This is a genomic window from Streptomyces sp. NPDC005648, assembly GCF_040605395.1.
In the GTDB taxonomy this organism is placed as follows: Bacteria; Actinomycetota; Actinomycetes; order Streptomycetales; family Streptomycetaceae; genus Streptomyces.
In genome coordinates, this window is record NZ_JBEXCS010000028.1 from 17,627 (window position 1) to 43,454 (window position 25,828).

Consider the following 25,828-nt stretch of genomic DNA (forward strand, 5'->3'; position numbering starts at 1 on the left):
AGACGGCTCAGCCCGGCGGCTCATAACAACTACCCGCACACGAATTTCACGCGGCGTCCACAGGCGGCGGGGTGAGGCCCGGTAGGGCCCGGCGGCGGGCCACGGCGACGGGGCGTGCAATCATGACCGCCCTCCGCCGAGGAATGACCCTGTGAGGAAGAAGTGCACGAGACTTCGGCACCGCTCGCGGCGGCACGAACCGAGCTGGTCGAGGCCGCCCGCGCCGGTGACAGCCGCGCCCGGGCAGCCCTGTTCGCCGAGTATCTGCCGCTGGTCTACAACGTGGTCGGGCGCGGGCTGCACGGGCATCCGGACGTGGACGACGTCGTCCAGGAGACGATGGTGCGCGCCCTGCGCACCCTTCCCGGACTTCGCGAACCGGAACGGTTCAGGTCCTGGCTCGTGGCGATAGCGATCCGTCAGATGCACGACCACGGACGGCGTCAGAAGAGAGCCCATGTCCACCAGGTGTCCCTGCCGGAGACGGCCGAAGTCCCGGACCCCTCACCCGACCTGGCCGAACTGGCCGTGGACCGGCAGACGTTGGCACGCGCGGGCAGTGATCTGCTGGAAGCCGGGCGCTGGTTGACCGAGGACCAGCGTCGGACGATGGCGCTGTGGTGGCAGGAGGCAGCCGGCCAGTTGAGCCGTGCGGAGGTCGCCGCCGCGCTGGATCTGAGCGTCCCGCACACCGCCGTACGCATCCAGCGCATGAAGGCCAAGCTCGAACTGGCCGTCGACGTGCTGGCGGCATGGCGGGCCCGGCCGCGCTGCCCCGACCTCTCGGGTCTGACGGACGGCGGCCCGGTCAGGGACGGAACCCGGGTCCTGGCCAGGCTCAGCCGGCATGTGGCGGACTGTCCTCGCTGCCGGGTGGCGGTCAGCGCCCGGGCCTCCGTCGACGAGGTGCCGATCCGGCTCAGCGGGCTGGCGGTGCCGGCCGCGCTGGCGGCGGCGATCCCCGGTCTGGTCGGCCGGCACGCCCTGGCGCCCGGCCTGACGGCGTCGCTGTGGCGCGCCGTCCACCATGTTCTGGGCCGGTTCTCGGCCAAGTCCGCCCTGGCCGTGGGCGCGGGCGCGACGGCCGCCGCGGTCACCGTCCTCGCGATCCACTCTTCGCTTCCGCACACGACTCCGGCGACGCGGGAGCCGTCGCCGACGGCGAGTGCCGCGCACGGCGGACCCGCCGCCCCGGCGGCTTCGGTCTCTGCCACGCCCACCGCCACCCGCCCACCAGCAGCCCCCATCTACTCGGGGGTCACGACCGCGGACTACTACATCGCCCCGGACGGCGACGACACCAACCCCGGCACCCGCGCGCGCCCCTTCGCCACCCTCACCCGGGCGCTCGCCGCGACCCGCCCCGGCCAGACGGTCGCGGTGCGCGGAGGGACGTACCACCCGACGACAACGACCACCCTCGACACCTCCGGTACGGCGGCTCACCGGATCACGGTGAGCAACTACCGCGACGAACATCCCGTGTTCGACGGCACCGGATTCTCGTCCGGCACCCCGTTCTTCGTGCAGAGCGCCGCCCATCTCACGGTGCGCGGCCTGGAGATCGTCAACGCCCCCGACATCGCCTACGCCTGCGGGTCCTGCCACGACGACGTCCTGGCCCGGCTCTCCGTCCACGACAACGGCCGTATCGGCCTGATCTTCCACGGCGCCGGAACCCTGAACAACCTCGTCCTCAACAGCGACTTCTTCGACAACCACGAGTCCGGGTCCTCCGGCGGCCACGCCGACGGCCTGGTCTTCCGCGACGGCTCCGGCGCGGGCAACCGCATCCGCGGATGCCGGATCTACGACAACTCCGGCGACGGCGCCGACCTCAGCGGCTTCCTCGGCGCGGTGGCCATCGAACACACCTGGTCCTTCGGCAACGGTGTCAACCGCTGGGCCCTCCCGGACTTCTCCGGCACCGGCAGCGGCTTCAAACTCGGCGGCGGTACGACCACCCAGACCACCCAGACCACCACGGACAGCGCGTCCTGGGACAACGCCGGCTTCGGCTTCACCGAACTCGGCGACACGGGCGCGGCTCACCTCACCCACAACACGGCTTACGACAACGGCGCGGCAGGCTTCGCCTTCGTCCACTCCGCAGCCACCCTCGACCACAACCTCGCCCTGTCCAACCACCCCGACAACTGGCTGGGCCCCCGAACCCACCACACCGCCAACTCCTGGGAGCAACAGGGCTGGACACCGTCAGCACTCCACCTTTCAGACGCCGACTCGACCACAGCCCAGCGCGCCCCGGACGGCGACCTGCCTGCTACTCGGTTCCTCGGTGGTGGTGCGGAGGGTGGGGGGATGGGGGCGGCGATGTGAAAGCGCCGAACCGCATCATCGACGAGATCGCCCAGGAGCTCGGAGGCACATCTGCGCCCGGGTCGCACCTGGATGTCCGGGTTGGCCACACGGCACTGATCCGCGACGGATGGCGGGACTCCCTGATGTTCAGTCTGCTCGAGGACGAGTGGCGGACCGCCGCCGAACAGCCGTCGGCCACGGCCGCCGAGTGACGTCACGCGGCCCGATGTCACAGAGGCGGGTGGCTGAACCGTCAACAAGGCGAACAGAACTCGGAGCTCGGGAGCTCGGGCCCTCGGAAAGGGAGATGACTTGTTCGCCGCCTACCTCACGGTGACCCTCCTCGGCGCGGGCTTCAACGGTGCCGCCGCCGTCACCTACCTGATCGGCCACGAATACCCCAAAACCCAGGCGGACATGAAAGGTCTGCCCCGGAAGTGGGTGCCGGTCCTGGGCATGCTGCTCGCGGCGGGCACCGTGGGGCTGCTGGCCGGACTCGCCGTGCCCGTTCTCGGCACCCTCGCCGCCTGCGGCCTCGTGCTCTACTTCGTCGGCGCCATCATCGCCCACCTGAGAGTCGGGTCCCGCAACATCGTGGGCGGGATCGTGTTCCTCGCCACCGCCGTGGCCGCCCTGGTCCTGGGCTGGAGCTACCACGGCCCCTGGTGACCCCTTGGGGCCCCGTGTCCCACAGGTGGGCGACCGGGCTACGCTCACCCCGCACCACGATCAGGAGCACGGGCAGAGGTAGAGGCAGAGGCAGAGGCAGGGAGAACGATGACCACACCGCCGCCGGGCTTCGGACCACCCCCACCGCAGTACGCTGCCCCGATGCCGCCCCAACCTCCCGCCCAGGGGCCGGAGTTCATGGCGGTCGACGTCCACAACTCCATCGTGGTCGACATCGCCGGCATCGCCTTCGAGGACCACGACGCGTCCGTCGAGTTCTCCTGGCCGGAGATCCGCAGCGTCCACTACAAGGCGAGCCCCAACGGCAAGGCGTTGATGATGGCGGTCATCCACCTGGACGGCCGCTTCTACGAGTGCGTGGTCCAGGCCAAGCCAAGGGCCCAACTGGGCCAGTGGTTCGGACAGTTGGCGGCGGTGCTGGGCTATTACCGGCCGATGGGCTGGTAGAGCGGCAGGTCGTCGGTCGAGATGGTCCAGTCGCCGATGGTGACGTCCTCGCCGTAGACGAAGTCCTTGCGAGTGGCGTAGCGGGGGCCCTCGGGTGTGGGGTGGATGTCGGTGAGGACGGCGCCGGCGCCGGTACGGGGGTCGAAGATCGCGTAGACGGGGACGCCGATCAGGGGGTAGTCGCGCAGCTTGGTGACCCAGTCGTTGTCGGGGTTGGAGCGCGAGACGATTTCGATGGCGGCGATGAGCGTACGAGGGTCGAAGGACCCTTCGCCCTCCATGTCCGCCTCAGTGATCACCATGATGTCGGGGCGGCGCATGATGCCTTCAGGCTCCAGCTCGACGTCGGGTTCGCCTGTGTGAGCCACGATCTCCTCCGGCATGACCTTCTCCAGGCGTTTCCGGAGACGTAGTGCGGTGAGTTCGTGTGGCCGGACAGGCGACATCATGTCGAGGACGATCCCTTCCTTGGTGATCTCGAACTTGCCCGGGAGGGTGCCGGCCGTGGACTCCACGAAGTCACGCATGGCCCGGTAGAGGAGGGAAGCGCCCTGTCGCGCGTTGTCCGGGGCGATGGTCATGGCGCTCGCTCCTCGTCTGTGCCCGGGGGCAAGGATCGTCACCTCCATGCTAGGTGGACTCCCTGGAGATCGGATCGGCACTCGCCGCAGTGGCCGGGGCCCGGGGCGCGGAAAGCGCGGTCGCAGGCGTCGCAGTTCTGGAGTGGGTGCCGGACGGGTGGTGGAGGGGTGGGAGGCCGGACGGGGGGTGGGGGAGGGAGCTGGGCCGTCAGGCGGTGGGCCAGGAGGGCGGCCGGGCGGCACAGAGGTGAGGGGAGGTCCCTGGTGAGAGCTTCTCGTACGGTCGTCGGGAGTACGTCCCGTTCCAGCCAGGCCGCGACGCCGGGAGCCAGGTGGGCCACGTCCTGCTCGCTCAACAGCAGGCTGCGGTCGTGGGTGCGGAGGGCCACGAGGAAGTCCGTGGCCTGCTGGATCAGGGCCGGGGCGGGGTAGGCCGGTCTCGGCACCGGCGGGAGTGGCTTGGGTGGGGCCTTCTTCCGGCGGGCGGGCTTCGGGGCGTGCGGGGCGTCCTGCTCGCCGCCACGCCCCGGCTGGTTGCAGGAGACCGTGCGGGTGACGATACGGCCGCCACCGGTGCGTTCGCGTTCGCGGCGCAGGTAGCCGTGGGCCTCCAGTTCGCGCAGGGCGGCGGCGATGCGGTCACGGCTCTCGGGGAAACGGGCGGCGAGGGTCTTGATGTCCACGCGGGCTCCCATCCGCAGCGACTGGATGTGGCAGGCCAGTCCGATCGCCAGCAGCGACAGCTCCGGGTGCTGGGTGAGGTGGTTGCCGATCACCGTGAAGCGGGTGGTGTGGCGGGTGTGGTCGTGGACCAGGCCGCCCGCGGAAGGGTGGTTTTTGCCCGTGTCACGGGACTGGGCACGCGACGGCGCGCTAGGGTTTTCGATGTCCATCGGGAAGGGCTGCTTCCTTGGTGGTCAGGCCCTCGCATTGGGATGCCAGTCCCTGCGGGGGCCGTTGTCTGTCTGGGGCTTGTTGCGCTGAGCGTAAGGCAGGCAACCAGGGCCAAAGCCAGCCGAGTTGGCGATGTTCACCCGGGCGGGTGAAGGGGCTGGGGTTTGGTTTGGTGGGGGTTCTTTCACCAGGTCGTTTCTTGAGAAAGGCGTCCCGAGCCACCGTCGCACGGGCCACCGGAACACGGTTTCCCGGGCTTCGGTCGGTCCAGGCGGACCTCTGCCCATACCGTCTTGCGTGGGGGCAGACCCGGTGCGACTCCCCACTTGTCGGCCAGGGCGTCCACGAGGACGAGGCCTCTGCCCGACTCCGCGTCGGGGGCGGGGTGTTGGGGCCGGGGGACTTCGTCACCGCGCGTGTCCGTCACCTCGATGCGGAGAGTGGTGCCCACGACGTACAGGATCAGGTGGAAGTCCCGGCCCGGCACGCGGCCGTGGGTCGCCGCGTTCGCCGCCAGTTCCGCGACGATGTGCGCCGCCGGGTCCAACGGAAGCTCCCAGGAGCGGAGTTGTTCCGTGGCCAGGAGTCGGGCCAGGCGGGCTCCGCGCGGTGTGGGGGAGAGCCGCACGCTGAAGTTGCGGACCTGGGTGGAGATTTCTTGATTCACATCACTCAGCGTGGCCGGGCGTGCGTACCGTGAGGAGTGACTGCATCGTTGCGTACGGTGACTGTCCGGAGCTTGTCCGGTGGTGTCCGGGCTGTCGGGGCGGGGCGTACGGGTAGGGGCGTCGCGGGTACGGACGTACGGCGGAGGGGTGCGGGATGAGTGTCGACGGCGAGGCGGTCGAGGCGGGTTGGGAGGTCGACCCCGACGACGAGTGGGGCGTCGCGGTGATCGCGACGGTCGGACGGCAGCTGAAGCTGCGGCGCGAGACGGTCGGGATGCGGGCCGCCGAGTTCGGGGCGGCCGTCGGGTACGGCGAGGATCTCGTCTACAAGATCGAGGGCGGGAAGCGGATTCCCCGGCAGGAGTATCTGGACAGGGCCGACGAGGTGTTGAGGGCGGGTGGGCTGATCTCGGCGACGTGGGAGGACGTCAAGAAGGTCCGGTACCCGAAGCGGGTGCGTGAGCTGGGCAAGTTGGAGGCGCGGGCGGTCGAGATCGGGGTGTACGAGTGCAACAGCGTCCATGGGTTGTTGCAGACACCGGACCATGCGAGGACGCTCTTCGAGGCAGCGCAACCGCCGTACTCACAGGACGACGTGGAACGCATGATGGCCGCGCGACTGGCCCGGCAGGCGGTCTTTGAGCGGGACCCGGCTCCCTCCCTCCACTTCGTGCTGGAAGAGGCCGTGATCCGCCGACCGGTCGGGGGCACAATGGTGTGGCGACAGCAGCTCGAACGTCTGTTGGAGGTGGGGAGGTTGCGCCACGTCACGCTTCAGCTCATGCCGACGAACAGCGATGCCCACCCGGGTTTGGACGGCAAGATCGAGCTGCTGAAATTCCCGGACGGGACGGCGGTGGGTCGCTCGGACGGCGCCTTCAACGGTCGCCCGATCACCGATCCGAAACAGCTCCGCATTCTTGAACTGCGGTATGGCACCATCCGGGCTCAGGCTCTCTCCCCAAGGGAGTCGCTGGCCTTCATCGAGAAACTGCTGGGAGAAACATGATCCGCAAGCCCGCTGCCGGTGACGCCTGCGAACTGGTGTGGTTCAAGAGCAGCTACAGCAGCGGCACCGACGGCAACTCCTGCGTCGAGATCGCGATAGCACCCCGTACCGTCCACATCCGCGACTCCAAGCAGAACACCACCGGCCCCCGCCTCACCTTCGCCCCCACCGCCTGGGCGAACTTCCTGCCCCACGCGAAAGACTGAACGCCGGAGCCCCCGGCTGCAACGCACCCAGGGGCTCCCGCTCAGCGTGGCGTCCCTCAGACGTTGACGCCGAAGTCCTGGGCGATGCCCACGAGGCCCGACGCGTAGCCCTGGCCGACCGCGCGGAACTTCCACTCCGCGCCGTTGCGGTACAGCTCGCCGAAGACCATCGCCGTCTCCGTCGCCGCGTCCTCGGAGAGGTCGTAGCGGGCGATCTCGGCGCCGCCGGCCTGGTTGATGATGCGGATGTACGCGTTGCGGACCTGGCCGAAGTTCTGCGAGCGGTTCTCCGCGTCGTAGATGGAGACCGGGAAGACGATCTTGTCGATGTCGGCCGGGAGGGCCGCCAGGTTGACGTTGATCGCCTCGTCGTCGCCCTCGCCCTCGCCGGTGCGGTTGTCGCCGGTGTGGACGATGGTGTTGTCCGGGGTCTGCTTGTTGTTGAAGAAGACGAAGTGGGCGTCCGAGTAGACCTTGCCCTGTGTGTTGACCGCGATGGCGGAGGCGTCGAGGTCGAAGTCCGTGCCGGTGGTGGTGCGGACGTCCCAGCCGAGGCCCACGGTGACGGCGGTCAGGCCCGGAGCCTCCTTGGTGAGCGAGACGTTGCCACCCTTGGACAGGCTTACAGCCATGGTTGGGAGTCCTTTCCCTCGTTTATGTACGGCGGTACGACGTACGGGCTAGAAGCTACAGCTACCGGTATGAACGCCGAGAGGGGTACCAAAGGTTCCAGGTCTCTTTACTTTCTTTACCGAACTTCGGGTGAACGTCCGTGGACGCGGGTGGGCCCTCGTGCGCCCTCGTGGACGTTATTCGCGTGACGTGCGCCGGTCACGCGCGCGACCATGGGGGACATGTCCGGTCCCTATCTCATCCGCGGCTCCGTCTCGCTCCCCGAGGCCGAGCTCATGTGGCGTTTCTCGCGGTCGTCGGGGCCCGGCGGGCAGCACGTCAACACCAGTGACTCCCAGGTGGAGCTGCGTTTCGACGTGGCGAACACCGAGGCCCTGCCGGAGGTCTGGAAGCGGCGGGCGCTGGAGCGTCTGGCCGGGCGGCTCGTCGACGGGGTGGTCTCGGTCCGTGCGTCCGAGCACCGCTCGCAGTGGCGCAACCGGGAGACGGCGGCCGTACGCCTGGCATCCCTTCTCGCCGAGGCCACGGCCCCGCCGCCGAAGCCCCGCCGCCCCACCCGCATCCCCCGCGGCATGAACGAGCGCCGCCTCAGGGAGAAGAAGCAGCGCTCGGAGACGAAGCGGGGGCGCACGGGACGCGACTGGGGGTAGCCGCGCCCTCGAAGACGGGCCTGCGGTCAGGGGGTTGATCGAGCAGGTCACCCCAACTGCCGGTATCGGCCCCGGAAATACGTCAGTGGGCCGCCGTCCGCGCTCGGTACCTCCGCTGTCAGGACGCGGCCGATCACCAGGGTGTGGTCGCCGGCGGTCACTCGCTGCTCGGTGCGGCACTCCAGGGTCGCGAGGGCGCCGCCCACCAGGGGAGCGCCGGTCGCCTTCCCGCGGACGTAGGGGATGTCCTCGAAGAGGAGGCGGTCGCTGATGCGGCCCTTCATGGCGAAGCGGCCGGCGATGTGACGCTGGCTCTCGGACAGGACCGAGACCGCCCACAGGGGCTGTTCGTCGAGGAGGTCGTCCATACGGGCGCCGGTGCGCAGGCTGACCAGGACCAGCGGGGGGTCCAGGGAGACGGACATGAAGGCGGTGGCCGTCATGCCGACGTCCTCGCCCGCCGGTGCGGACGGGTCGTCCGGGTCCAGCGATGGCTCCCGCGCGGTCACCAGGACCACACCCGCGGCCAGCCGGGACATGGCGGCGCGGAACTCGTCGTTGCTCACACCGACAGGATGCCCGGAGGCGGGCTCGGCAGTGATCAGGGCCTGGGCGGGGGGAATGTTCAGCACGTCCGAAACGCTAGGGCGGGGGGCCCGCGGACCGCATCGGGCGTCGGGACCAGCCGGGACCTAGGACCATCGGCCGAACCGGTCCGCGCACGGACCCGTGCACCGAACGTCCGACTTCCACATATGTACAAAGTTTGCGTTCAGGAAAGGCACAGGGAAAACGCAGAAACCCCACTCAATTGTTCATGTTTAGCTGTGACTTGAGTCACAAGGGACATTAATTGTTGACCCTGTGTACCGAGTGGGCTTCACGCTGTGATTCAGTGGCGGGGAAGCTGCCAGAACGATACGCCGATGAGAACCCTTGATTCGCTGCGAGGTCTCGGGGGGAGGGCGAGCATGGAGACCGAGTCGGAGCCCTACGTCCGTCTTGCGACTCTGCGACAACTGCACCAGGTCATGGCCGACATGAACACGGCCCGAAGCCTGGCCGACACCTTGCAGACCGTAGCCGACGGCGTGGTCAACGGGCTCGGTTACGAGCTGGCGTGCGTCAACCTCGTCCGCCCCGACGGCGACCTCGTCGTCGCCGCCCTCGCCGGCAACCCGGCGGCCGAGGCGCTGATCACCGGCCGGGTCGGCTCCCGCGACTCCTGGGAGCGCCGGCTGACCATGGGTGAGCACTGGGGCGACCTGGTGTTCATACCGCACACCGAGGGCTGGATACTCGACGACGACGACGTCCCGCAGTGGTACACGGACGGACCCGCGCCCCGCTTCGAGGACGAGTGGCACCCGTCGGACCGGCTCTTCGCTCCCATGTACACGCCCGCCGCGCCCGGCGGCACCTGCGGCGAGCTGATCGGCGTCCTGTCCGTGGACCGCCCGCGCAACGGCCGCAGGCCCGGCGCCTGGGGACGCGAAGCGCTTCAGATGTACGCGTTCCAGGCCGCGATCGCGATCAGCAACGCACGCCTGAGGTCCAACATGCAGCGTGCACTGGTCAGACTCGAAAGGGAGCAGCAGGCCCTGCGCGCCAGCGAGGAGAGCTTCCGGCAGGCCTTCGAGTACGCCCCCTCGGGCATGGCCATCGCCGAGATGGGCGGCGACCAGCACGGCCGGATCCTGCGGACCAACGACGCCCTGTGCCGGCTGCTGGGCCGCCCCGCCTCCGCGATGCGCCGCTACTCCTTCTCCGACCTGGTCCACCCCGAGGACATAGGCACGCTGCTGAGGACCTCGGCCGAGGGCGGGCGGGCGGAGCTCAGGCTCGGCCGCCGGGACGGCACCTATGTCTGGGTCAGCCTGCGCAACAGCGTCGTCGCGGACGCCGCCGACGGTCCCCGCTTCCTCCTCACCCATGTCGAGGACATAGAGGAGCGCAAGCGCCGCGAGCTGCAGCTCGCCCACCGGGCCTCGCACGACTCGCTGACCGGCCTGCCGAACTCCGCAGAGCTGCGTTCCCGGCTCTCCTCCCGGCTGTGCACCCGCCCCGCGCACCCGGGCGCCCTGGAGTCCCTGGACGCGGCCTACGGCAGCGCCGCGTACGACATAAACGGCCATGGCTTCGACTTCCGCCCGGGCGGGGCCGAGGCCTTCGACGCCTTCGACCACCATGTGCACACCATCGCCCCCGAGGGGGAGCGCGACGACGGCACCAAGGGCCTCGCGGTCCTCTTCTGCGACCTCGACGGCTTCAAGTCGATCAACGACCGGTTCGGGCACAACGCCGGTGACGCGGTCCTCATCGAGGTCGCCCGACGGCTCTCCCGCGGGGTGCGCGACGGCGACACGGTGGCCCGGCTCGGCGGCGACGAGTTCGTGGTCCTCGCCGACGGCCTCGGCCGTGCCGACGCCCAGGACCTGGCCGTACGCCTGCGCAACGAGATCATCCAGCCGATCCGCGTCGACGGACGGGCCATGCGGGTGGGCGCCAGCTTCGGCATCGGCTGGGCGCACTGCGGCATGACCGCGGACGAAGTGCTGAAGTCGGCCGACGAGCGGATGTACGTAGAGAAACGATCTCGTCCCAAACAGCATCGACGGGCCGGCTGATCCGAGCCGATCCCCCAGGTCAGCGGCGGGGGCGGGGCGGCGATGCGATCCGAGTCACCCGTTTGGGGCAGCGGAAGCGGGTAGGCTCGCCATTCTGACCCCCCGTATCGCGTTCGATCCGCACCGCTGAGGAGTATCCAGGGATGACGTCCGGCAACAACGGCGCCAGCACGCCCGAGGACGACGACCCGTTCGGCTACCTCTACGCCGACGGCCAGGCCAACGGCGCCCAGCCGCCGTCCGGTGGCGGTGGCTACGGCTACCCGGGCTCCGTCAACCGGAACCGCGCGGTCGGCCAGCGCCAGTACAGCCAGCCGGCCCAGGCCCAGCAGACGGCCGCCTACGGGCAGGTCCCGCAGCAGCAGGGGACGTACGGCCAGCCGAACGCGAACTACGCGGCTCCCGAGACCTTCCCCGGCGGCGGCGCTCCCACGGCCCCGCACCAGCAGCCGGCCTACAGCGGACGCGGTGGTCGGCGCGGGCCCAACACCAAGGGGCTGCTGATCGGCGCGATCGCGGTGGTCGCCGCGGTCGTCATCGGCATCGGCGTGGCGATGATCGGCGGCGACGGGTCGGACAACAAGGCGGGCGGGGGCTCCTCGCCCTCGCAGTCCGCGTCGGCGAGCGGGCAGCCGAGCCAGTCGGCGAGCGCGAACGAGGCCGGCGGCGAACTGCCCAAGACCGACGCCAAGGACCTCCAGCTGGGCGGCGGGGCCACGACGGCGTCGGACGTCAAGGGCGCCAAGGCGGACGGCGGGACCTATGTGACCGGGTTCAACAACGTCGGCGCGTCGATCACCTGGACCGTCGACCTCCAGAAGGCCGGCTCCTACCGTCTGTACGTGCAGTACAGCATTCCCGCCGTGGACGCCAACGCGACGCTGACGGTCAACGGCAAGTCCAACCAGCAGCCGCTGGGCATGAAGAACTTCATCAAGTCCTCGGACACCGACCTGGCGAAGAACTGGCAGTCCACCTGGGCCCCGGTGAAGCTGAACAAGGGCACCAACACGCTGACGCTCTCCTGCGGCCAGGGGAACCAGTGCAACGCCCTGATAGACCAGCTGTGGGTGCAGTAGCGCGGCCAAGTCGCCGTGGGAGCAAGGACTTCAGGCGGCGGTGACCTCGCCGGTCACCGCTATGCGCGTCAGTAGTTCCTCGTAGGCCGCGCGGTCGAACTCGCCCGCCACCGGGGCCATCACGGTCGCCGTGGCCAGGGCCACCGCGCGGGACAGCCGGTCGGGCCAGGGGAGTTGGTCGACCAGGCCCGACAGCAGGCCCGCCACCACCGAGTCACCGGCGCCGGTCGGGTTGCCCCGGACCCGGGCGGGCGGGATGGCGCGCCAGCGGCCCTCGGGGGCGGCCGCGAGCAGACCGCCGGTGCCGAGCGAGGCGACGACCGCGCGGGCGCCCCGGCGGCGGGCGTCCTGGGCGGCGCGCGACGGGTCGTGGGAGCCGGTGAGTTCGGCCAGTTCGTCGGCGTTGGGCTTGAGCAGGTCCGGGCGGGCGGCGACACCGCGGCGCAGGGGTTCGCCGCTGGTGTCGAGGAGGACGGGCACGCCGGCCGCCTTGGCGGCCCGTATGAGACCCGCGTACGCGCCCACCGGCACCCCCGGCGGCAGACTCCCGCACAGGGCCACCGCGGACGCCGGCGCCAGCAGGTCCTGGTAGGCGTCCTGGAAGGCGGACCACTCGGCGGGCGTGATCGTCGGGCCGGGCTCGTTGAGCTGGGTCGTGTCGCCGGTCAGCTCGTCGACGACGGCGATCGTGCGCCGGGTCGGGGCGGCGATCGGGACCAGGGCGTCCACCACCCCTGGTGCGGCGGTGAGTTGCCCCTGTACGACGGCTCCGGTGGCGCCGCCCGTGAAGCCGGTGACCGTCACCTCGTGGCCGAGGGCGGCGAGCACCCGGGCCACGTTCAGGCCCTTGCCGCCCGGGCGTTCGGTCACCTCGGTCACACGGTGGGAGGCGTGCGGCCGCAGGGACCGTACGCGATAGGTGATGTCGAGAGCGGTGTTCAGCGTGACCGTGAGGATCACCTGGGCCGACCTCCCCCGGAGAAAGACATGCAGAACGTGGTCGCCCTATTTTCACAGGACGACCGCCGCCCTCAACAGCCGGACACATCAGCCCAGTTGGGGATCGACCACCCATTCACCCCGGCGCATCACGCCCTTGAGGTCGAATTGATGGTCCAGCAGGACCAGGTCGGCGTCCTTGCCGGGCTCCAGCGAGCCGATCCGGTCGTCCATGCCGAGCAGCCGGGCCGGGTTCGCCGAGATCGCGGCCACCACGTCCTCGACGGACAGCCCGTCCACGGTGACCGCCCGCTTGAACGCGCGGTCCAGGGTCAGCGTCGACCCGGCGATGGAGCCGCCCTCCACGAGCCGCGCCACGCCTTCGCTGACCTCCACCTCCAGGGGGCCCAGCATGTAGCGCCCGTCGCCGAAACCGGCCGCGTCCATGGCGTCCGTGATGAAGGCGACCCGGCCCGCTCCCGCGTGGTGGAACGCCAACTGGAGGGAGGCCGGGTGGAGATGGGTGCCGTCGTCGATGAGTTCGACCGTGACGCGCTCGTCCTCCAGGAGGGCGGTGATCGGGCCCGGGGCACGGTGACCGATCTGCGGCATCGCGTTGAAGAGGTGGGTGGCGACCGTCGCGCCCGCGTCGATCGCCTCGACCGTCTGCTCGTACGTCGCGTCGGTGTGGCCGATCGCCGCGATGACACCGTGTTCCACGAGCAGGCGTACGGAGTCGATGCCGCCGGGGAGTTCGGTGGCGAGGGTGACCATGCGGGCCCTGCCGCGCGCGGCGTCGACCAGCTTGCGGACCTCCGCCGGGTCGGGGTCGCGCAGGAGTTCCTCGGAGTGGGCGCCCTTTCGGCACGGTGAGATGAAGGGGCCCTCGAAGTGGATACCGGCCAGATCGCCCTGCTCGGCGAGTTCGCTGAGCAGACCGGCCCGCTGGACGAGGAAGTCCATGTCGCCGGTGACCGTGGAGGCGACGAGGGTGGTGGTGCCGTGCAGACGGTGGGTGTGGATGCCGTGCAGGACGTCTTCGACGGTGCCGGAGGTGAAGGAGGCTCCGCCGCCGCCGTGGTTGTGGAGGTCGACGAAGCCGGGCACCAGCGTGAGGCCGGAGGCGTCGATGACCTGGGCGTTGGCGGGGGCTGAGCCGGCGATTCTCGTGCCGTCGACGACAAGTCGGCCATCGCGGACCGTTCCTGTGGGCAGCACGACGTCTGCGCCCGTGAGCACCGTGGGGGTGTCGGCCGTCGCGGGGTGCGGGCTCGTCGTGGCTGGTCGCGCCCACGCGGCGGTAGCCGCAGATTCGGCGGGGCCCCGCGCCCCTGGGTGGGTTGCCATCAGGGGGTTACCTCCGTGCGGTCGGTGGTGGTCAGGAGGTCCCAGGCCAGTAGGCCGGCACCGAGGCAGCCCGCCGTGTCACCCAGGGCCGCCGGCAGGATCTGTGGCTGTTTCTGGAAGGTGATCCGGCGTTCGACGGCTTCCCTCAGCGGTGTGAACAAGGTTTCCCCCGCCTCGGCCAGCCCGCCACCGATGATCAGTGCGCCGGGGTCCAGCAGGGTGAGGGCCGTGAGGAGACCGTCGGCCAGGGCGTCCACCGCCTCCTGCCAGACCCGGACGGCGTTCGGGTCGCCGGACAGGACGGCCCTGGCGCAGTCGGCGGCGTCCGCGTCCGGGTCGCCGCAGGCCCGCGCCCAGGCCTCGCTGACGGCCGCCGCGGAGGCGTACCGCTCCAGACAGCCCCGCTGGCCGCACGGACAGGCGCTGCCGCCGGGCCGTACGACGATGTGGCCGATCTCGCCCGCGAAGCCGTGCGCGCCCGACTCCACCCGGCCCGCGATGCCGATCGCGCCGGCGATACCGGTGCCGAGGGGGACGAAGAGAAAGCGGTCGGCTCCCTTGCCCGCGCCGATGCGGCCCTCGGCGAGCCCGCCGGTGCGGACGTCGTGGCCGAGGGCGACCGGGGTGCCGAGGCGGTCGCCGAGCAGGTCGCGCAGGGGTATGTCGCGCCAGCCGAGGTTGGCCGCGTAGGCGGCGACGCCGTGCTGTTCGTCGACGATGCCGGGGACGGCCACGCCGGCCGCGGCCGCGGGCTCGCCGAGGTGCTCGACGCCGTACGCGCGCAGCTCGGCGGCGAAGTCGAGGATGCCCTCGACCACCGCGTCGGGGCCGCGTTCGCGGCCGGTCGCGCGGCGGGCGCGATGGAGCAGCTCGCCGCGCGCGCCGACGAGGGCGGCCTTCATCCCGGTGCCGCCCACATCGAGGGCGATGACATGTCTCACGGGGGTAGTGTGGCCCGCCGACCCATGAGAGGTCTAGTCCACTTACGTGGTGTAGACCTTATGGAGTCCAGATATTGAACGGCGACACAGTTGGGGCGAGCAGTGCAGCGGCGTAGGACGGGAACGGTCGCGGTGGTCTCCGCACTGGGGATGACGGCGGTTCTGGGAGGCTGCGGCCTCACCGGCGGCTCGGGGGACGTGACGCTCAGACTGGTCGCCGCGGACTACGGCGACTCGGCGTCCGACAGCTCCCGGAAGTACTGGGACAAGCTGGTGAAGGAGTACGAGAGCGAGCACGCCGGTGTGAAGGTCGACGTCAGCGTGTACTCGTGGAACGACGTCGACCGCAAGGTCAAGGAGATGGTCGCCGCGGGCGACGAGCCCGACCTGGCGCAGATAGGGGCGTACGCCGACTACGCCGACAAGGACCTGCTCTACTCGGCCGACGACCTGCTCTCCATCAGCACCCAGGCCGACTTCGCCTCCCAGCTGGCCACCGCGGGGGAGGTGAGGGGCGTGCAGTACGGGATGCCCTTCGCGGCCTCGACGCGGCTGCTCTTCTACAACAAGACCCTGTTCGAGCAGGCCGGCCTCACCGCGCCGAAGACCTGGAAGCAGCTCGCCGCCGACGCCCAGGTGCTCAAGGAACGGGGCGTGAAGTACCCGTACGCGCTGCCGCTCGGCTCCGAGGAGGCGCAGGCCGAGACCATGCAGTGGATGCTCAGCGGAGGGGGCGGCTACACGGACGCCGTCGGCACCTACGGCATCGACTCCACGGAGAACGTCGCCACCTTCGACTGGCTGAAGAACGACCTGGTCGACAAGGGCCTCACCGGTCCGGTCGCACCGGGCCGGCTCAACCGCGCCGCCGCGTTCACCGCCTTCGCCGACGGTGAGGTGGGCATGCTCAACGGCCATCCCTCGCTGATGAAGATCGCCGCGAGGAAGGGCGTGAAGTTCGGCATGGTGCCGATGCCGGGCGTCGACGGGCGGAGCAGGACCGCGCTGGGCGTGGCCGACTGGATGATGGCCTTCAAGAAGAACGGCCACGCCCAGCAGATCGGCGACTTCCTCGACTTCGTCTACGACCGGAAGAACGTCCTCGCCTTCTCGCACGAGTACGACCTGTTGCCGGTCACCAACTCGGCCTCCGAGGCGATGGGTTCGGACGCCGAGGACGCCGACCTCAAGCCGTTCCTCGACGAGCTGCCCCGGTCCGAGATGTATCCCGTGGACAAGATGTCGTGGGCGGACGTGAGCGCCGCGGTGAAGAAGCGGATAGGCCAGGCGGTCGCCCCGGGCGGAAGCCCGGCGGCGACGCTCGGGCAGCTGCAGGACGCGGCCTCGTCGGCGGAGAGCGCGGACTAGGCCTTCAGCGGCTGTGGGGTGACTGTCAGTGGCGGGGGCTACGGTTCTGACATGGACGAGGAGCAGCAGCTGGGGGAGCGCGAGCGGGCCGTGCTCGCACTGGAGCGCCGGGGTTTCCCGGGCCCCGGCCTGAAGGAGCGGGCGATACGGGAGGAGCTGGGGCTGGCCCCGGTCCGCTACTACCAGTTGCTGAACGCCCTGCTGGACGACGAGCGGGCGCTCGCTCATGATCCGGTCACCGTGAACAGGCTGAGAAGAGTGCGGGAGCAGCGGCGGGGGGAGCGTTAGGGTCGCCTTATGGGAAGCCCTACGGATCGTCTGCCGGTGCCGTCCACCCGGGCCGGGCGGGACGGACTCGCCGCCATCCTCGCGAACCCCGCGAAGTCGGTGCTCGCCTTCGACTTCGACGGGACCCTCGCCCCGATCGTGCCGGACCCCGAGCAGGCCCGGGCCCACCCGGAGGCGGTTCCCGCGCTGGCGGGCCTCGCGCCGAAGGTGGCCTCCGTGGCGGTCGTCACCGGCCGTCCGGCCGGGGTCGCCGTCCGGCACGGAGGCTTCGCGGGGGTCGCCGGCCTGGAACACCTGGTCGTCCTCGGGCACTACGGCGCCGAGCGCTGGGACGCGGTCAGCGGCGAGGTCAGCGCCCCCGCCCCGCACCCCGGGGTCGCCGCCGTGCGCGCCGAACTCCCCGGCTTCCTGGACCGGATCGGAGCCTGGCAGGGCACGTGGATCGAGGAGAAGGGGCGCGCGGTCGCCGTCCACACCCGCCGCGCCACCGACCCCCAGGCCGCCTTCGACGCCCTCCGCGAACCCCTCACCGACCTCGCCACCCGCCACGGCCTGATCGTCGAGCCCGGCCGTATGGTCCTGGAGCTGCGCCCGCCGGGCATGGACAAGGGCGTGGCCCTCGTGGACCACGTCCGCGAGATCCACGCGACGGCGGTCCTCTACGCCGGCGACGACCTCGGCGACCTCCCCGCCTTCGCCGCTGTGGAGAAACTCCGCTCCGACGGCGTCCCGGGCCTGCTGGTGTGCAGCGGCAGCGACGAGGTGACGGAGCTGCGGGAGCGCGCGGACCTGGTGGTGGAGGGGCCGGCGGGGGTGGTGGGGCTGCTGCGGGGGCTGGCAGCACAGCTGAGGTGAGCTCCCCTGCGGGTCAGCTCCGCAACGCCTCCAGCTGGTCGAGGAACCACTGCGCCGGAGGCAGCGCCGTCGCCGCGGCAGCGAGTCGCTTCGTCCGCTCGGCCCTCTCCTCCACCGGCATGCTCAGCGCCGCGTGCAGCGCCCGCGCCGTTTCCACCACGTCGTACGGGTTGACCACGACCGCGTCCTTGCCCAGCTCCTCGAACGCCCCCGCCTCCCGCGACAGCACCAGCGCGCACCCCTCGTCGGAGACGACCGGCATCTCCTTCGCGACCAGGTTCATACCGTCCCGGATCGGGTTGACCAGTGCCACGTCGGCCAGCCGGTAGGCCGCCAGGGAGCGTGCGAAGTCGTCCTTGACGTGCAGCACGACCGGGGTCCAGGTCGCCGTACCGTACTGGGAGTTGATCTCCTCCGCGAGGCGCTGCACCTCCGCCGTGTAGTCCCGGTAGACGGCGAGGTCCTGACGGGAGGGGTAGGCGAAGGCCACGTGCGCGACCCGCTCGCGCCACTCCGGGTGGTCGTCGAGGAGCTGCCGGTACGCCAGCAGCCCGCGCACGATGTTCTTGGACAGCTCGGTCCGGTCCACCCGCACGATCGCCTTGCGGCCCGCGCCGATCTCCTCGCGCAGGGCCCGCATACGCTCCTCGACGTCCGCCTCGTGCGAGCGCGCGTGCAGGAACTCCGCGTCGGCGCCGAGGCCGTGGACGCCGAGCCAGGTCCGGTGCCCGGGCCCCTTCCAGCCGGGGACGTGCTGGAAGGCCTCGGGCACCCCGGACAGGGCCATCCGGGTAACCGCTTCGACGTCCGTCGCCTGGACGCAGGAGACGAAGGCCGACCGCCACCGGTGGGTCAGGAAACCCAGGCGGTCCGCGCCGAGCATGCCCAGGACCAGCTGCCTGCGGATGTCGTCGGGCAGCAGGGCGAAGTACTCCGCGGGCGCCCACGGTGTGTGCGAGAAGTGCCCGATCCGCAGGTCGGGGCGGAGCTCCCGCAGCATGCCGGGGACGAGACACAGGTGGTAGTCCTGCACCAGGACCGCCGCCCCGTCGCCCGCCTCCTCGGCCAGCGCCTCGGCGAAGGCCCGGTTGTAGGCCTCGTACGACTCCCACTGCCGGCGGAACTCCGCGTCGAAGACCGGCTCCAGCGGTGTCTGGTACAGCATGTGGTGGACGAACCAGAGGACCGAGTTCGCGACGCCGTTGTACGCGTCCGCGTGCACATCGGCCGGGATGTCCAGCATCCGCACGCCGTCCTCGCCGATCCCGCGCCGCACCGCCTCGCGGTCGCCGTCGCTGAGCGCCGAGCACACCCACAGCGCGCCCGCGTCCGGCCCGATCGCGGAGAGACCGGAGACCAGCCCGCCGCCGCCGCGCTTGGCGGTCAGCGAGCCGTCCTCCTGGACGACGTACGAGACCGGGCCGCGGTTGGACGCGACCAGCACCTGATGGACAGCACCGTGCGTGGAAGCCATACGCCTCAACCTAGCCCGGCCCGTAAACGCTCAAACGTTTGGTTGCGCTCTGCGGGTGCGCCGTATACAGCGGGTGAGACCCCTCCGTGCGGAGATCAGGCGACCTTACGGGAGGCGTACTCCGCGATCTCCGCCATCGGCGGCCGCTCCTCGGTGTCCACGGAGTAGGTGCGCGGCTCGAAGCCGTCCTCGCCCCGTTCGAACTGGGTGAGGGAGGGACGGATGAGATGTCCGCGGGCCAGCCTCAGCTGGGCCGTGCGGTAGATCGCCGCGGCCATCCGGCCCAGCGCCTGTCCGTCCTGGTGCCGGTGCTTGCGCACGCCGACGTCGACCTGGGCGAGCGCGTCGAGGCCGACCAGATGCAGCGCGTCGATCAGCATGCCGAGCTCGACGCCGTAGCCGACGGGGAACGGCAGCTGTTCCAGCAGGGAGCGGCGGGCCGCGTACTCACCGCCGAGGGGCTGGACGAAACCGGCCAGCTGCGGCCAGTGCATGTTGAGCAGCGGGCGCGCCATGAGCTCGGTGACCCGGCCGCCCTGGCCTCTCGCGCCGCCGAGCGGGCGGTCGTACATGCCCTTGACCAGGTCGATCCCGGGGTCGGTGAGCAGCGGGCCGACGATCCCGGAGACGAAGTCGGAGGAGAACTCCTTCAGGTCCGCGTCGATGAAGCAGACGATGTCCCCGGTGGTGACGAGCAGCGAGCGCCACAGGACCTCGCCCTTGCCGGGGACGGCCGGGAGCCGGGGCAGGATGTCGTCGCGGTGGACGACCCGCGCGCCGGCCGCCGAGGCGACCTCGGACGTACGGTCGGTGGACCCGGAGTCGACGACGACGATCTCGTCGACCAGCGGCACCTGCTGCATCAGGTCATGGCGGATGACGGCGACGATGTCGCCGACCGTCTCCTCCTCGTTGAGCGCGGGCAGGACGACGGAGACCGACTGGCCGGAGCGTTGTTTCGCGGCCAGGATCTGGTGGAGCGGGCGATCGGTGACGGACCAGGAGCGGGTGCTCAGCCAGCGCTCGACTTCTTCCAGCACGTAGGCGGCTCCTCACTTGTGTCTCGCGGTTCGGACGACTCTCTCAACTCTCCTGGCCTTCGGTTACAGTCTTGAACAACGTCGATGACCATCGCATGTCCGAGGTCATTGAACCGACAACCGAATACCGCTCATCCAGAGGGGCAGAGGGATACGGCCCGATGAAGCCCCGGCAACCCTCCAGTCGGCTCTCGTAGATCAATGCTGATCGTTCCGCGAGGCTCCCGGCTAGGGAAGGTGCCAAATCCGTCTCACGGCGAGATGCGTCGTGAGGAAGATGAGGAGAAAGGGCCTCGCCTCACATGGCTGCGCAGACTGTTGCAAGCACCACGGACTCCACGACCGTCGACCTCGGACCCGCCGCGGCACTGAGCTGCCGCGAATGCGGTCACCGGGTACCGCTCGGTCCGGTCTTCGCCTGCGAGGAGTGTTTCGGCCCGCTCGAGATCGCGTACGACTTCTCGGCATACGACACCGAGGAGCTCCGCAAGCAGATCGAGGCGGGACCTTCGAACATCTGGCGTTACGCGCCGCTGCTGCCCGTCCCGGCGGACGTGGCCGACAAGCCGAACATCAACCCCGGCTGGACCAAGCTGGTCAAGGCCGACAATCTCGCCCGTGAGCTCGGCGTCACCGGCGGTCTGTACGTGAAGGACGACTCCGGCAACCCGACGCACTCCTTCAAGGACCGGGTCGTCGCCCAGGCCATCGAGGCCGCGCGTGCCTTCGGCTTCACCACCCTCTCCTGCTCCTCCACCGGCAACCTCGCGGGCGCGGTCGGCGCCGCCGCCGCGCGGGCCGGCTTCCGCTCCTGCGTCTTCATCCCGCACGACCTGGAGCAGGGCAAGGTCGTCATGGCCGCGGTCTACGGCGGCGAGCTCGTCGGTATCGAGGGCAACTACGACGACGTGAACCGCTTCTGCTCCGAGCTGATCGGCGACCCGGCCGGCGAGGGCTGGGGCTTCGTCAACGTCAACCTGCGGCCCTACTACGCGGAGGGGTCCAAGACCCTGGCCTACGAGATCTGCGAGCAGCTGGGCTGGAAGCTGCCCGACCAGCTGGTGGTGCCGATCGCCTCCGGGTCGCAGCTCACGAAGATCGACAAGGGGCTGCAGGAGCTGATCAAGCTCGGGCTCGTCGAGGACAGGCCGTACAAGATCTTCGGCGCCCAGGCGGAGGGCTGCTCGCCGGTGTCCGTGGCCTACAAGGCCGGGCACGACGTGGTCCGCCCGCAGAAGCCGAACACCATCGCCAAGTCGCTGGCCATCGGCAACCCGGCGGACGGACCGTACGTCCTGGACATCGCCCGTCGCACCGGCGGCGCGGTGGAGGACGTCGACGACGAGCAGGTCGTCGAGGCGATCAAGCTGCTGGCCCGCACCGAGGGCATCTTCGCCGAGACGGCGGGTGGCGTGACGGTGGGTGTCACCAAGAAGCTGATCGAGAACGGTCTCCTCGACCCGACCCTGACCACGGTCGTGCTGAACACCGGCGACGGCCTCAAGACCCTGGACGCGGTGGCCTCCGACACCGGCCTGACCGCGACCATCCGTCCGAACCTCGACTCCTTCCGAGAGGCTGGCCTCGCATCATGAGCGTTTCCGTCCGCATTCCGACCATCCTGCGTACCTACACCGGCGGACAGGCCGAGGTGACCGCCGAGGGCGGGACCCTCGCCGAGGTCATCGCCGACCTGGAGAAGAACCACACCGGTATCGCCGCGCGCGTCCTCGACGACCAGGGCAAGCTGCGCCGGTTCGTCAACGTGTACGTCAACGACGACGACGTGCGGTTCGAGCAGGGGCTGGAGACGGCCACCCCGGACGGTGCGGGCGTGTCGATCATCCCGGCCGTCGCCGGCGGCTGAGCGCGCATACCGGCCGCCCCGATTATTACCGTCGGTAACGCCGGTTACCAAGAGTTCATCGAATTGCCCCCTCCGTGAGAGAACCGGAGGGGGCAATTCTGCATGGTTGAGCACGGTACAGTTGGGGAACCAGCTGCTTTCCGTATGCCGGACGCATATGAGTACCGTCTCCGGATGCGATGAGAAGTAGCCAAAGTGTGCACGTCTTTTGTGGCTTATGCGCGTTTTATGGGGCCCGACTTGCCCTGAATTCGGGCGAATTCTCACTACATTCCGGACCCCTTCCGTCCAGAATTCTCGTCCGATTGACCTGTTGCAGACGGCAGTTGGACAGATACATTCGGCCGCGGTCGACGCGTTCCGGCGCACGCCCCCAAACCGTGGGGGGTGAGGTCTGACCCGGATCCGCGAAGTGCGGATCTGTGCAAGGGCCAGTAATAGGGGAGTTAGGCATGGCTCAGGGCACCGTCAAGTGGTTCAACGCGGAGAAGGGGTACGGCTTCATCGCGGTCGACGGTGGTGCGGATGTTTTCGTCCACTACAGCGCCATCCAGATGGACGGGTACCGCACCCTGGAAGAGGGCCAGCGGGTCGATTTTGAGATCTCGCAGGGTCAGAAGGGGCCGCAGGCGGACATGGTTCGCCTGGCGACCGGCTGAAGCACGCGCCGGGCAGTAACAGCGTCGTTCTTCTGTTCTTCTTCGGAGGGCTCGTATCCCATGGGGAGTCATGGGTTACGAGCCCTTCGGCATGCCCGGGGGCACCCGCCGGGACCCGTCACGGCCCCGCCCGAGACCCGGCCGATCCCGAGAGCCGCTTGCACTCGCCTACCCCGAGTGCTAATCATTGGCGTTAGCACTCTGAAGGTGAGAGTGACAAAGAAGGACCGGGTCGGTGAGGCCCGCAGGCCGGGTGGGGCAAGGAACCCACGGGTCGGCGAGCCGTCCGTCGCGGGCGCGGGCGCGGTCCGAAGGAATCACCCCCAGTCCTGGAGGGACCACTTCACATGGCCAAGATCATCGCGTTCGACGAGGAGGCGCGGCGCGGCCTCGAGCGCGGCATGAACCAGCTCGCGGACGCCGTGAAGGTGACGCTCGGCCCCAAGGGCCGCAACGTCGTCCTCGAGAAGAAGTGGGGCGCCCCCACGATCACCAACGATGGTGTCTCCATCGCCAAGGAGATCGAGCTCGAGGACCCGTACGAGAAGATCGGCGCCGAGCTGGTCAAGGAAGTCGCCAAGAAGACGGACGACGTCGCCGGTGACGGTACGACCACCGCGACCGTTCTCGCCCAGGCCCTCGTCAAGGAAGGCCTGCGCAACGTAGCCGCCGGCGCCAACCCGATGGCCCTCAAGCGCGGTATCGAGAAGGCCGTCGAGGCCGTCTCCGGTGCCCTGCTCGAGCAGGCGAAGGATGTCGAGACCAAGGAGCAGATCGCCTCCACGGCCTCCATCTCCGCCGCCGACACCCAGATCGGCGAGCTCATCGCCGAGGCCATGGACAAGGTCGGCAAGGAAGGCGTCATCACCGTCGAGGAGTCCCAGACCTTCGGTCTGGAGCTGGAGCTCACCGAGGGTATGCGCTTCGACAAGGGCTACATCTCGGCGTACTTCGCCACCGACATGGAGCGGATGGAGGCGTCGCTCGACGACCCGTACATCCTGATCGCCAACTCCAAGATCGGCTCCGTCAAGGACCTGCTCCCGCTCCTGGAGAAGGTCATGCAGTCGGGCAAGCCGCTGCTGATCATCGCTGAGGACGTCGAGGGCGAGGCCCTGTCGACCCTGGTCGTCAACAAGATCCGCGGCACCTTCAAGTCCGTCGCCGTCAAGGCCCCGGGCTTCGGCGACCGCCGCAAGGCGATGCTGAACGACATCGCCATCCTCACCGGCGGCGAGGTCATCTCCGAGGAGGTCGGTCTCAAGCTGGAGAACACCTCCCTGGACCTCCTGGGCAAGGCCCGCAAGGTCGTCATCACCAAGGACGAGACCACCATCGTCGACGGTGCCGGCTCCTCCGAGCAGGTCGCGGGCCGGGTCAACCAGATCCGCGCCGAGATCGAGAACAGCGACTCGGACTACGACCGTGAGAAGCTGCAGGAGCGCCTGGCGAAGCTCGCCGGCGGTGTCGCGGTCATCAAGGCCGGTGCCGCCACCGAGGTGGAGCTCAAGGAGCGCAAGCACCGCATCGAGGACGCCGTCCGCAACGCCAAGGCGGCCGTCGAGGAGGGCATCGTCGCCGGTGGTGGCGTCGCGCTCATCCAGGCGTCCTCCGTCTTCGAGAAGCTGGACCTGGAGGGTGACGAGGCGACCGGCGCCAACGCCGTGCGCATCGCGCTCGAGGCCCCGCTGAAGCAGATCGCCGTCAACGCCGGCCTCGAGGGCGGTGTCGTGGTGGAGAAGGTCCGCAACCTGACCCCGGGCCACGGTCTGAACGCCGCGACCGGTGAGTACGTCGACCTGGTCAAGGCCGGCATCATCGACCCGGCGAAGGTGACCCGTTCCGCGCTGCAGAACGCCGCCTCCATCGCCGCGCTGTTCCTCACCACCGAGGCCGTCATCGCCGACAAGCCGGAGAAGGCCGCCGCGCCCGCCGGTGGCGGTATGCCGGGTGGTGACATGGACTTCTGATCGACCGGTTCCGGTTGATCGGCGATCGGCCCGCGCGGTTGATCGACGTCCTTGCCGAGGGCGGTATCCCCAGCTTCCCGCCGGGGGTGCCGCCCTCGCGCGTGTGTTCGCAAGTCCCGTGCGGGGAAAGCCACTTGGCATGACCGCCACCCCCACCGCGACACGCGCCGCCGAGCTTCTCTCCCGCCCCTTCACCGTGGGCGGCCTGACCGTCCCCAACCGCGTCGTCATGGCGCCGATGACCCGCAAGTTCTCCCCGGGCGGAGTGCCGGGCGAGGACGTGGTGTCGTACTACGCGCGCCGGGCCGCCGCCGGGGTCGGGCTGATCGTCACCGAGGGCGTGTACGTCGACCACGCCTCGGCCGGTGAGTTCGACGGCATCCCGCGGCTGCACGGACCGGAGCGGGGGGCGGCCTGGTCGAAGGTGGTGGAGGCCGTGCACGCCGAGGGCGGCGCGATCGTGCCGCAGATCTGGCACATCGGCATGATCCGCGACCAGCCGGAGGGGGAGTACGCGCACGCGCCCCATATCGGCCCCTCCGGCATCCGTACGGACGGCACCGAGGGCGCGGGGAAGGCGATGACCCTCCAGGACGTGGACGACGTCGTCGAGTCCTTCGCCCGGGCCGCCGCGACCTCCGAGGCGCTCGGCTTCGACGGGGTCGAACTGCACGGCGCCCACGGCTACTTGATCGACCAGTTCCTGTGGGCGGGCACCAACCGCCGCACCGACGAGTACGGCGGTGACCTCGTCGCCCGGACGAGATTCGCGGCGGAGGTCGTACGGGCCGTACGGGCGGCGGTCTCCCCGGACTTCCCGGTGATCTTCCGTTTCTCGCAGTGGAAGCTGTGGGCGTGGGAGGCGCGCCTCGCCGAGACGCCGGGGGAGCTGGAGGCGGTGCTCGCTCCGCTCGCCGAGGCCGGGGTGGACGCCTTCCACGCCTCCACCCGGCGCCACTGGACACCCGAGTTCGAGGGGTCCGACCTCAATCTGGCGGGCTGGGCGAAGAAGCTGACCGGGAAGCCGGCGATCACCGTCGGGTCGGTCGGGCTCGACGGGGACTTCCTGGAGGCGTTCCTCGGGAAGGGGGCGCCGTTGAAGGGGCTCGACGGTCTGCTGGACCGGCTGGAGGCGGGGGAGTACGACCTGGTGGCGGTCGGGCGGGCGCTGCTGCAGGACCCCGAGTGGGCGGCGAAGGTGCTGGCGGGGCGGTTCGGGGAGCTCGCGCCGTACGACGCGGTGTCGCTGGGGTCGCTGAGCTGACGCGAGGGGC

General features: G+C 70.0%; 27 protein-coding genes and 1 riboswitch. Of the genes, 17 read left to right on the forward strand and 10 right to left on the reverse strand.

The features are described 5' to 3' along the window. The first annotated feature begins 162 nt into the window (after positions 1-162). The 4 genes from ABZT17_RS18235 to ABZT17_RS18250 all read left to right on the forward strand — a co-directional run bounded on the left by ABZT17_RS18235 (position 163) and on the right by ABZT17_RS18250 (position 3,459). Complete coding sequence (locus tag ABZT17_RS18235) at positions 163-2,340, forward strand: sigma-70 family RNA polymerase sigma factor (protein WP_356349954.1); 2,178 nt, start codon at positions 163-165, stop codon at positions 2,338-2,340. Next, entirely contained in the window at positions 2,337-2,534 is a 198-nt protein-coding gene (locus ABZT17_RS18240; protein WP_356349956.1) for a hypothetical protein, read from the forward strand. The genes ABZT17_RS18235 and ABZT17_RS18240 overlap by 4 nt, the downstream gene beginning before the upstream one ends. 100 nt (positions 2,535-2,634) lie before the next feature. Beyond that, positions 2,635-2,991: a DoxX family protein gene (locus ABZT17_RS18245; protein WP_356349958.1), complete on the forward strand. Its 357-nt coding sequence runs from the start codon at positions 2,635-2,637 to the stop codon at positions 2,989-2,991. Between the two features lie 162 nt (positions 2,992-3,153). Continuing rightward, a complete protein-coding gene (locus ABZT17_RS18250; protein ID WP_356349960.1) occupies positions 3,154-3,459 on the forward strand; it encodes a hypothetical protein in 306 nt (101 codons plus the stop codon). Here ABZT17_RS18250 and ABZT17_RS18255 read toward each other — a convergent pair. From ABZT17_RS18255 to ABZT17_RS18265, 3 genes are all read right to left on the reverse strand, one after another. Next, on the reverse strand, positions 3,438-4,040 hold the full coding sequence (locus tag ABZT17_RS18255; protein WP_356349962.1) for a Uma2 family endonuclease: 603 nt from the start codon (positions 4,038-4,040) through the stop codon (positions 3,438-3,440). The genes ABZT17_RS18250 and ABZT17_RS18255 overlap by 22 nt on opposite strands. A gap of 38 nt (positions 4,041-4,078) precedes the next feature. Beyond that, on the reverse strand, positions 4,079-4,933 hold the full coding sequence (locus ABZT17_RS18260; RefSeq protein WP_356349964.1) for a helix-turn-helix domain-containing protein: 855 nt from the start codon (positions 4,931-4,933) through the stop codon (positions 4,079-4,081). Between the two features lie 185 nt (positions 4,934-5,118). Next, positions 5,119-5,601, reverse strand: a complete 483-nt coding sequence (locus ABZT17_RS18265) for an ATP-binding protein (RefSeq protein WP_356349967.1) — start codon at positions 5,599-5,601, stop codon at positions 5,119-5,121. Positions 5,602-5,756: 155 nt separating this feature from the next. Here ABZT17_RS18265 and ABZT17_RS18270 point away from each other — a divergent pair, with 155 nt between their 5' ends. Next, on the forward strand, positions 5,757-6,611 hold the full coding sequence (locus tag ABZT17_RS18270) for a helix-turn-helix transcriptional regulator (RefSeq protein ID WP_356349970.1): 855 nt from the start codon (positions 5,757-5,759) through the stop codon (positions 6,609-6,611). Then, on the forward strand, positions 6,608-6,817 hold the full coding sequence (locus ABZT17_RS18275; protein ID WP_356349972.1) for a DUF397 domain-containing protein: 210 nt from the start codon (positions 6,608-6,610) through the stop codon (positions 6,815-6,817). Before ABZT17_RS18270 ends, ABZT17_RS18275 begins: the two co-directional genes overlap by 4 nt. Positions 6,818-6,873: 56 nt before the next feature. On the opposite strand, the gene ABZT17_RS18280 is transcribed toward ABZT17_RS18275, so the two are convergent. Then, positions 6,874-7,449, reverse strand: coding sequence for a TerD family protein (locus ABZT17_RS18280; RefSeq protein ID WP_058924618.1), 576 nt, complete (start codon positions 7,447-7,449; stop codon positions 6,874-6,876). A 213-nt stretch (positions 7,450-7,662) separates the two neighbouring features. Here ABZT17_RS18280 and arfB point away from each other — a divergent pair, with 213 nt between their 5' ends. Beyond that, positions 7,663-8,100 (forward strand): alternative ribosome rescue aminoacyl-tRNA hydrolase ArfB, encoded by a 438-nt coding sequence (gene arfB / locus ABZT17_RS18285; protein WP_356349976.1) that lies wholly within the window; start codon positions 7,663-7,665, stop codon positions 8,098-8,100. A 47-nt stretch (positions 8,101-8,147) separates the two neighbouring features. Here arfB and ABZT17_RS18290 read toward each other — a convergent pair whose 3' ends face one another. Continuing rightward, a complete protein-coding gene (locus ABZT17_RS18290) occupies positions 8,148-8,732 on the reverse strand; it encodes a flavin reductase family protein (protein WP_356349978.1) in 585 nt (194 codons plus the stop codon). Between the two features lie 339 nt (positions 8,733-9,071). Here ABZT17_RS18290 and cdgB point away from each other — a divergent pair, with 339 nt between their 5' ends. Next, on the forward strand, positions 9,072-10,727 hold the full coding sequence (gene cdgB / locus ABZT17_RS18295; RefSeq protein ID WP_356349981.1) for a diguanylate cyclase CdgB: 1,656 nt from the start codon (positions 9,072-9,074) through the stop codon (positions 10,725-10,727). 143 nt (positions 10,728-10,870) lie between these two features. Beyond that, positions 10,871-11,806 (forward strand): CBM35 domain-containing protein, encoded by a 936-nt coding sequence (locus tag ABZT17_RS18300; protein ID WP_356349984.1) that lies wholly within the window; start codon positions 10,871-10,873, stop codon positions 11,804-11,806. Positions 11,807-11,836: 30 nt separating this feature from the next. On the opposite strand, the gene ABZT17_RS18305 is transcribed toward ABZT17_RS18300, so the two are convergent. From ABZT17_RS18305 to ABZT17_RS18315, 3 genes are all read right to left on the reverse strand, one after another. Further along, positions 11,837-12,766: a 1-phosphofructokinase family hexose kinase gene (locus ABZT17_RS18305; RefSeq protein WP_356349987.1), complete on the reverse strand. Its 930-nt coding sequence runs from the start codon at positions 12,764-12,766 to the stop codon at positions 11,837-11,839. Positions 12,767-12,853: 87 nt separating this feature from the next. Beyond that, complete coding sequence (nagA, locus tag ABZT17_RS18310; protein WP_356349990.1) at positions 12,854-13,984, reverse strand: N-acetylglucosamine-6-phosphate deacetylase; 1,131 nt, start codon at positions 13,982-13,984, stop codon at positions 12,854-12,856. Between the two features lie 107 nt (positions 13,985-14,091). Beyond that, positions 14,092-15,033, reverse strand: a complete 942-nt coding sequence (locus ABZT17_RS18315; RefSeq protein WP_356349992.1) for an ROK family protein — start codon at positions 15,031-15,033, stop codon at positions 14,092-14,094. A 150-nt stretch (positions 15,034-15,183) separates the two neighbouring features. On the opposite strand from ABZT17_RS18315, the gene ABZT17_RS18320 reads away from it, so the two are divergent. Genes ABZT17_RS18320 through otsB form a run of 3 tightly spaced genes read left to right on the forward strand, consistent with a single transcriptional unit; the run spans position 15,184 to position 17,544 of the window. Next, positions 15,184-16,401 carry an extracellular solute-binding protein gene (locus ABZT17_RS18320; protein ID WP_356350138.1) on the forward strand — a complete coding sequence of 406 codons (1,218 nt, stop codon included), beginning with the start codon at positions 15,184-15,186 and terminating at the stop codon, positions 16,399-16,401. Positions 16,402-16,452: 51 nt separating this feature from the next. Continuing rightward, the gene (locus ABZT17_RS18325) at positions 16,453-16,689 is read left to right on the forward strand and encodes a DUF3263 domain-containing protein (RefSeq protein ID WP_356349995.1); all 237 of its coding nucleotides are present in this window, start codon (positions 16,453-16,455) and stop codon (positions 16,687-16,689) included. Positions 16,690-16,698: 9 nt separating this feature from the next. Beyond that, complete coding sequence (gene otsB / locus ABZT17_RS18330) at positions 16,699-17,544, forward strand: trehalose-phosphatase (RefSeq protein WP_356349997.1); 846 nt, start codon at positions 16,699-16,701, stop codon at positions 17,542-17,544. Between the two features lie 13 nt (positions 17,545-17,557). On the opposite strand, the gene ABZT17_RS18335 is transcribed toward otsB, so the two are convergent. Then, positions 17,558-19,018, reverse strand: coding sequence for a trehalose-6-phosphate synthase (locus ABZT17_RS18335; protein WP_356349999.1), 1,461 nt, complete (start codon positions 19,016-19,018; stop codon positions 17,558-17,560). 95 nt (positions 19,019-19,113) lie between these two features. Next, entirely contained in the window at positions 19,114-20,058 is a 945-nt protein-coding gene (locus ABZT17_RS18340) for a glucosyl-3-phosphoglycerate synthase (protein ID WP_356350002.1), read from the reverse strand. A gap of 128 nt (positions 20,059-20,186) precedes the next feature. Further along, a riboswitch (SAM riboswitch) is annotated at positions 20,187-20,342 on the forward strand. A gap of 18 nt (positions 20,343-20,360) precedes the next feature. Here ABZT17_RS18340 and thrC point away from each other — a divergent pair. The 5 genes from thrC (at position 20,361) to ABZT17_RS18365 (ending at position 25,818) form a co-directional block, all read left to right on the forward strand. After that, entirely contained in the window at positions 20,361-21,653 is a 1,293-nt protein-coding gene (gene thrC, locus ABZT17_RS18345) for a threonine synthase (protein WP_356350004.1), read from the forward strand. After that, positions 21,650-21,925 carry a MoaD/ThiS family protein gene (locus tag ABZT17_RS18350; RefSeq protein ID WP_123761566.1) on the forward strand — a complete coding sequence of 92 codons (276 nt, stop codon included), beginning with the start codon at positions 21,650-21,652 and terminating at the stop codon, positions 21,923-21,925. The genes thrC and ABZT17_RS18350 overlap by 4 nt, the downstream gene beginning before the upstream one ends. A 452-nt stretch (positions 21,926-22,377) precedes the next feature. Then, entirely contained in the window at positions 22,378-22,584 is a 207-nt protein-coding gene (locus ABZT17_RS18355; RefSeq protein WP_007493268.1) for a cold-shock protein, read from the forward strand. A 347-nt stretch (positions 22,585-22,931) separates the two neighbouring features. Beyond that, positions 22,932-24,554: a chaperonin GroEL gene (gene groL / locus ABZT17_RS18360; protein ID WP_356350007.1), complete on the forward strand. Its 1,623-nt coding sequence runs from the start codon at positions 22,932-22,934 to the stop codon at positions 24,552-24,554. 139 nt (positions 24,555-24,693) lie between these two features. Beyond that, the gene (locus ABZT17_RS18365) at positions 24,694-25,818 is read left to right on the forward strand and encodes an NADH:flavin oxidoreductase (RefSeq protein ID WP_356350009.1); all 1,125 of its coding nucleotides are present in this window, start codon (positions 24,694-24,696) and stop codon (positions 25,816-25,818) included. Positions 25,819-25,828 lie beyond the last annotated feature (10 nt).

What these genes read in the sequence shown, in the direction of transcription:
- ABZT17_RS18250 (WP_356349960.1), top strand. Translation starts at nt 3,154, where the DNA reads ATGCCGCCCCAACCTCCCGCCCAGGGGCCGGAGTTCATGGCGGTCGAC.
- groL (WP_356350007.1), top strand. Translation starts at nt 22,932, where the DNA reads ATGGCCAAGATCATCGCGTTCGACGAGGAGGCGCGGCGCGGCCTCGAG.
- ABZT17_RS18325 (WP_356349995.1), top strand. Translation starts at nt 16,453, where the DNA reads ATGGACGAGGAGCAGCAGCTGGGGGAGCGCGAGCGGGCCGTGCTCGCA.
- ABZT17_RS18335 (WP_356349999.1), bottom strand. Translation starts at nt 19,018, where the DNA reads ATGGCTTCCACGCACGGTGCTGTCCATCAGGTGCTGGTCGCGTCCAAC.
- ABZT17_RS18320 (WP_356350138.1), top strand. Translation starts at nt 15,184, where the DNA reads ATGACGGCGGTTCTGGGAGGCTGCGGCCTCACCGGCGGCTCGGGGGAC.
- ABZT17_RS18280 (WP_058924618.1), bottom strand. Translation starts at nt 7,449, where the DNA reads ATGGCTGTAAGCCTGTCCAAGGGTGGCAACGTCTCGCTCACCAAGGAG.
- ABZT17_RS18275 (WP_356349972.1), top strand. Translation starts at nt 6,608, where the DNA reads ATGATCCGCAAGCCCGCTGCCGGTGACGCCTGCGAACTGGTGTGGTTC.
- arfB (WP_356349976.1), top strand. Translation starts at nt 7,663, where the DNA reads ATGGGGGACATGTCCGGTCCCTATCTCATCCGCGGCTCCGTCTCGCTC.
- ABZT17_RS18300 (WP_356349984.1), top strand. Translation starts at nt 10,871, where the DNA reads ATGACGTCCGGCAACAACGGCGCCAGCACGCCCGAGGACGACGACCCG.
- ABZT17_RS18260 (WP_356349964.1), bottom strand. Translation starts at nt 4,933, where the DNA reads ATGGACATCGAAAACCCTAGCGCGCCGTCGCGTGCCCAGTCCCGTGAC.
- ABZT17_RS18255 (WP_356349962.1), bottom strand. Translation starts at nt 4,040, where the DNA reads ATGACCATCGCCCCGGACAACGCGCGACAGGGCGCTTCCCTCCTCTAC.
- ABZT17_RS18365 (WP_356350009.1), top strand. Translation starts at nt 24,694, where the DNA reads ATGACCGCCACCCCCACCGCGACACGCGCCGCCGAGCTTCTCTCCCGC.
- ABZT17_RS18270 (WP_356349970.1), top strand. Translation starts at nt 5,757, where the DNA reads ATGAGTGTCGACGGCGAGGCGGTCGAGGCGGGTTGGGAGGTCGACCCC.
- ABZT17_RS18350 (WP_123761566.1), top strand. Translation starts at nt 21,650, where the DNA reads ATGAGCGTTTCCGTCCGCATTCCGACCATCCTGCGTACCTACACCGGC.
- ABZT17_RS18355 (WP_007493268.1), top strand. Translation starts at nt 22,378, where the DNA reads ATGGCTCAGGGCACCGTCAAGTGGTTCAACGCGGAGAAGGGGTACGGC.
- otsB (WP_356349997.1), top strand. Translation starts at nt 16,699, where the DNA reads ATGGGAAGCCCTACGGATCGTCTGCCGGTGCCGTCCACCCGGGCCGGG.
- thrC (WP_356350004.1), top strand. Translation starts at nt 20,361, where the DNA reads ATGGCTGCGCAGACTGTTGCAAGCACCACGGACTCCACGACCGTCGAC.
- cdgB (WP_356349981.1), top strand. Translation starts at nt 9,072, where the DNA reads ATGGAGACCGAGTCGGAGCCCTACGTCCGTCTTGCGACTCTGCGACAA.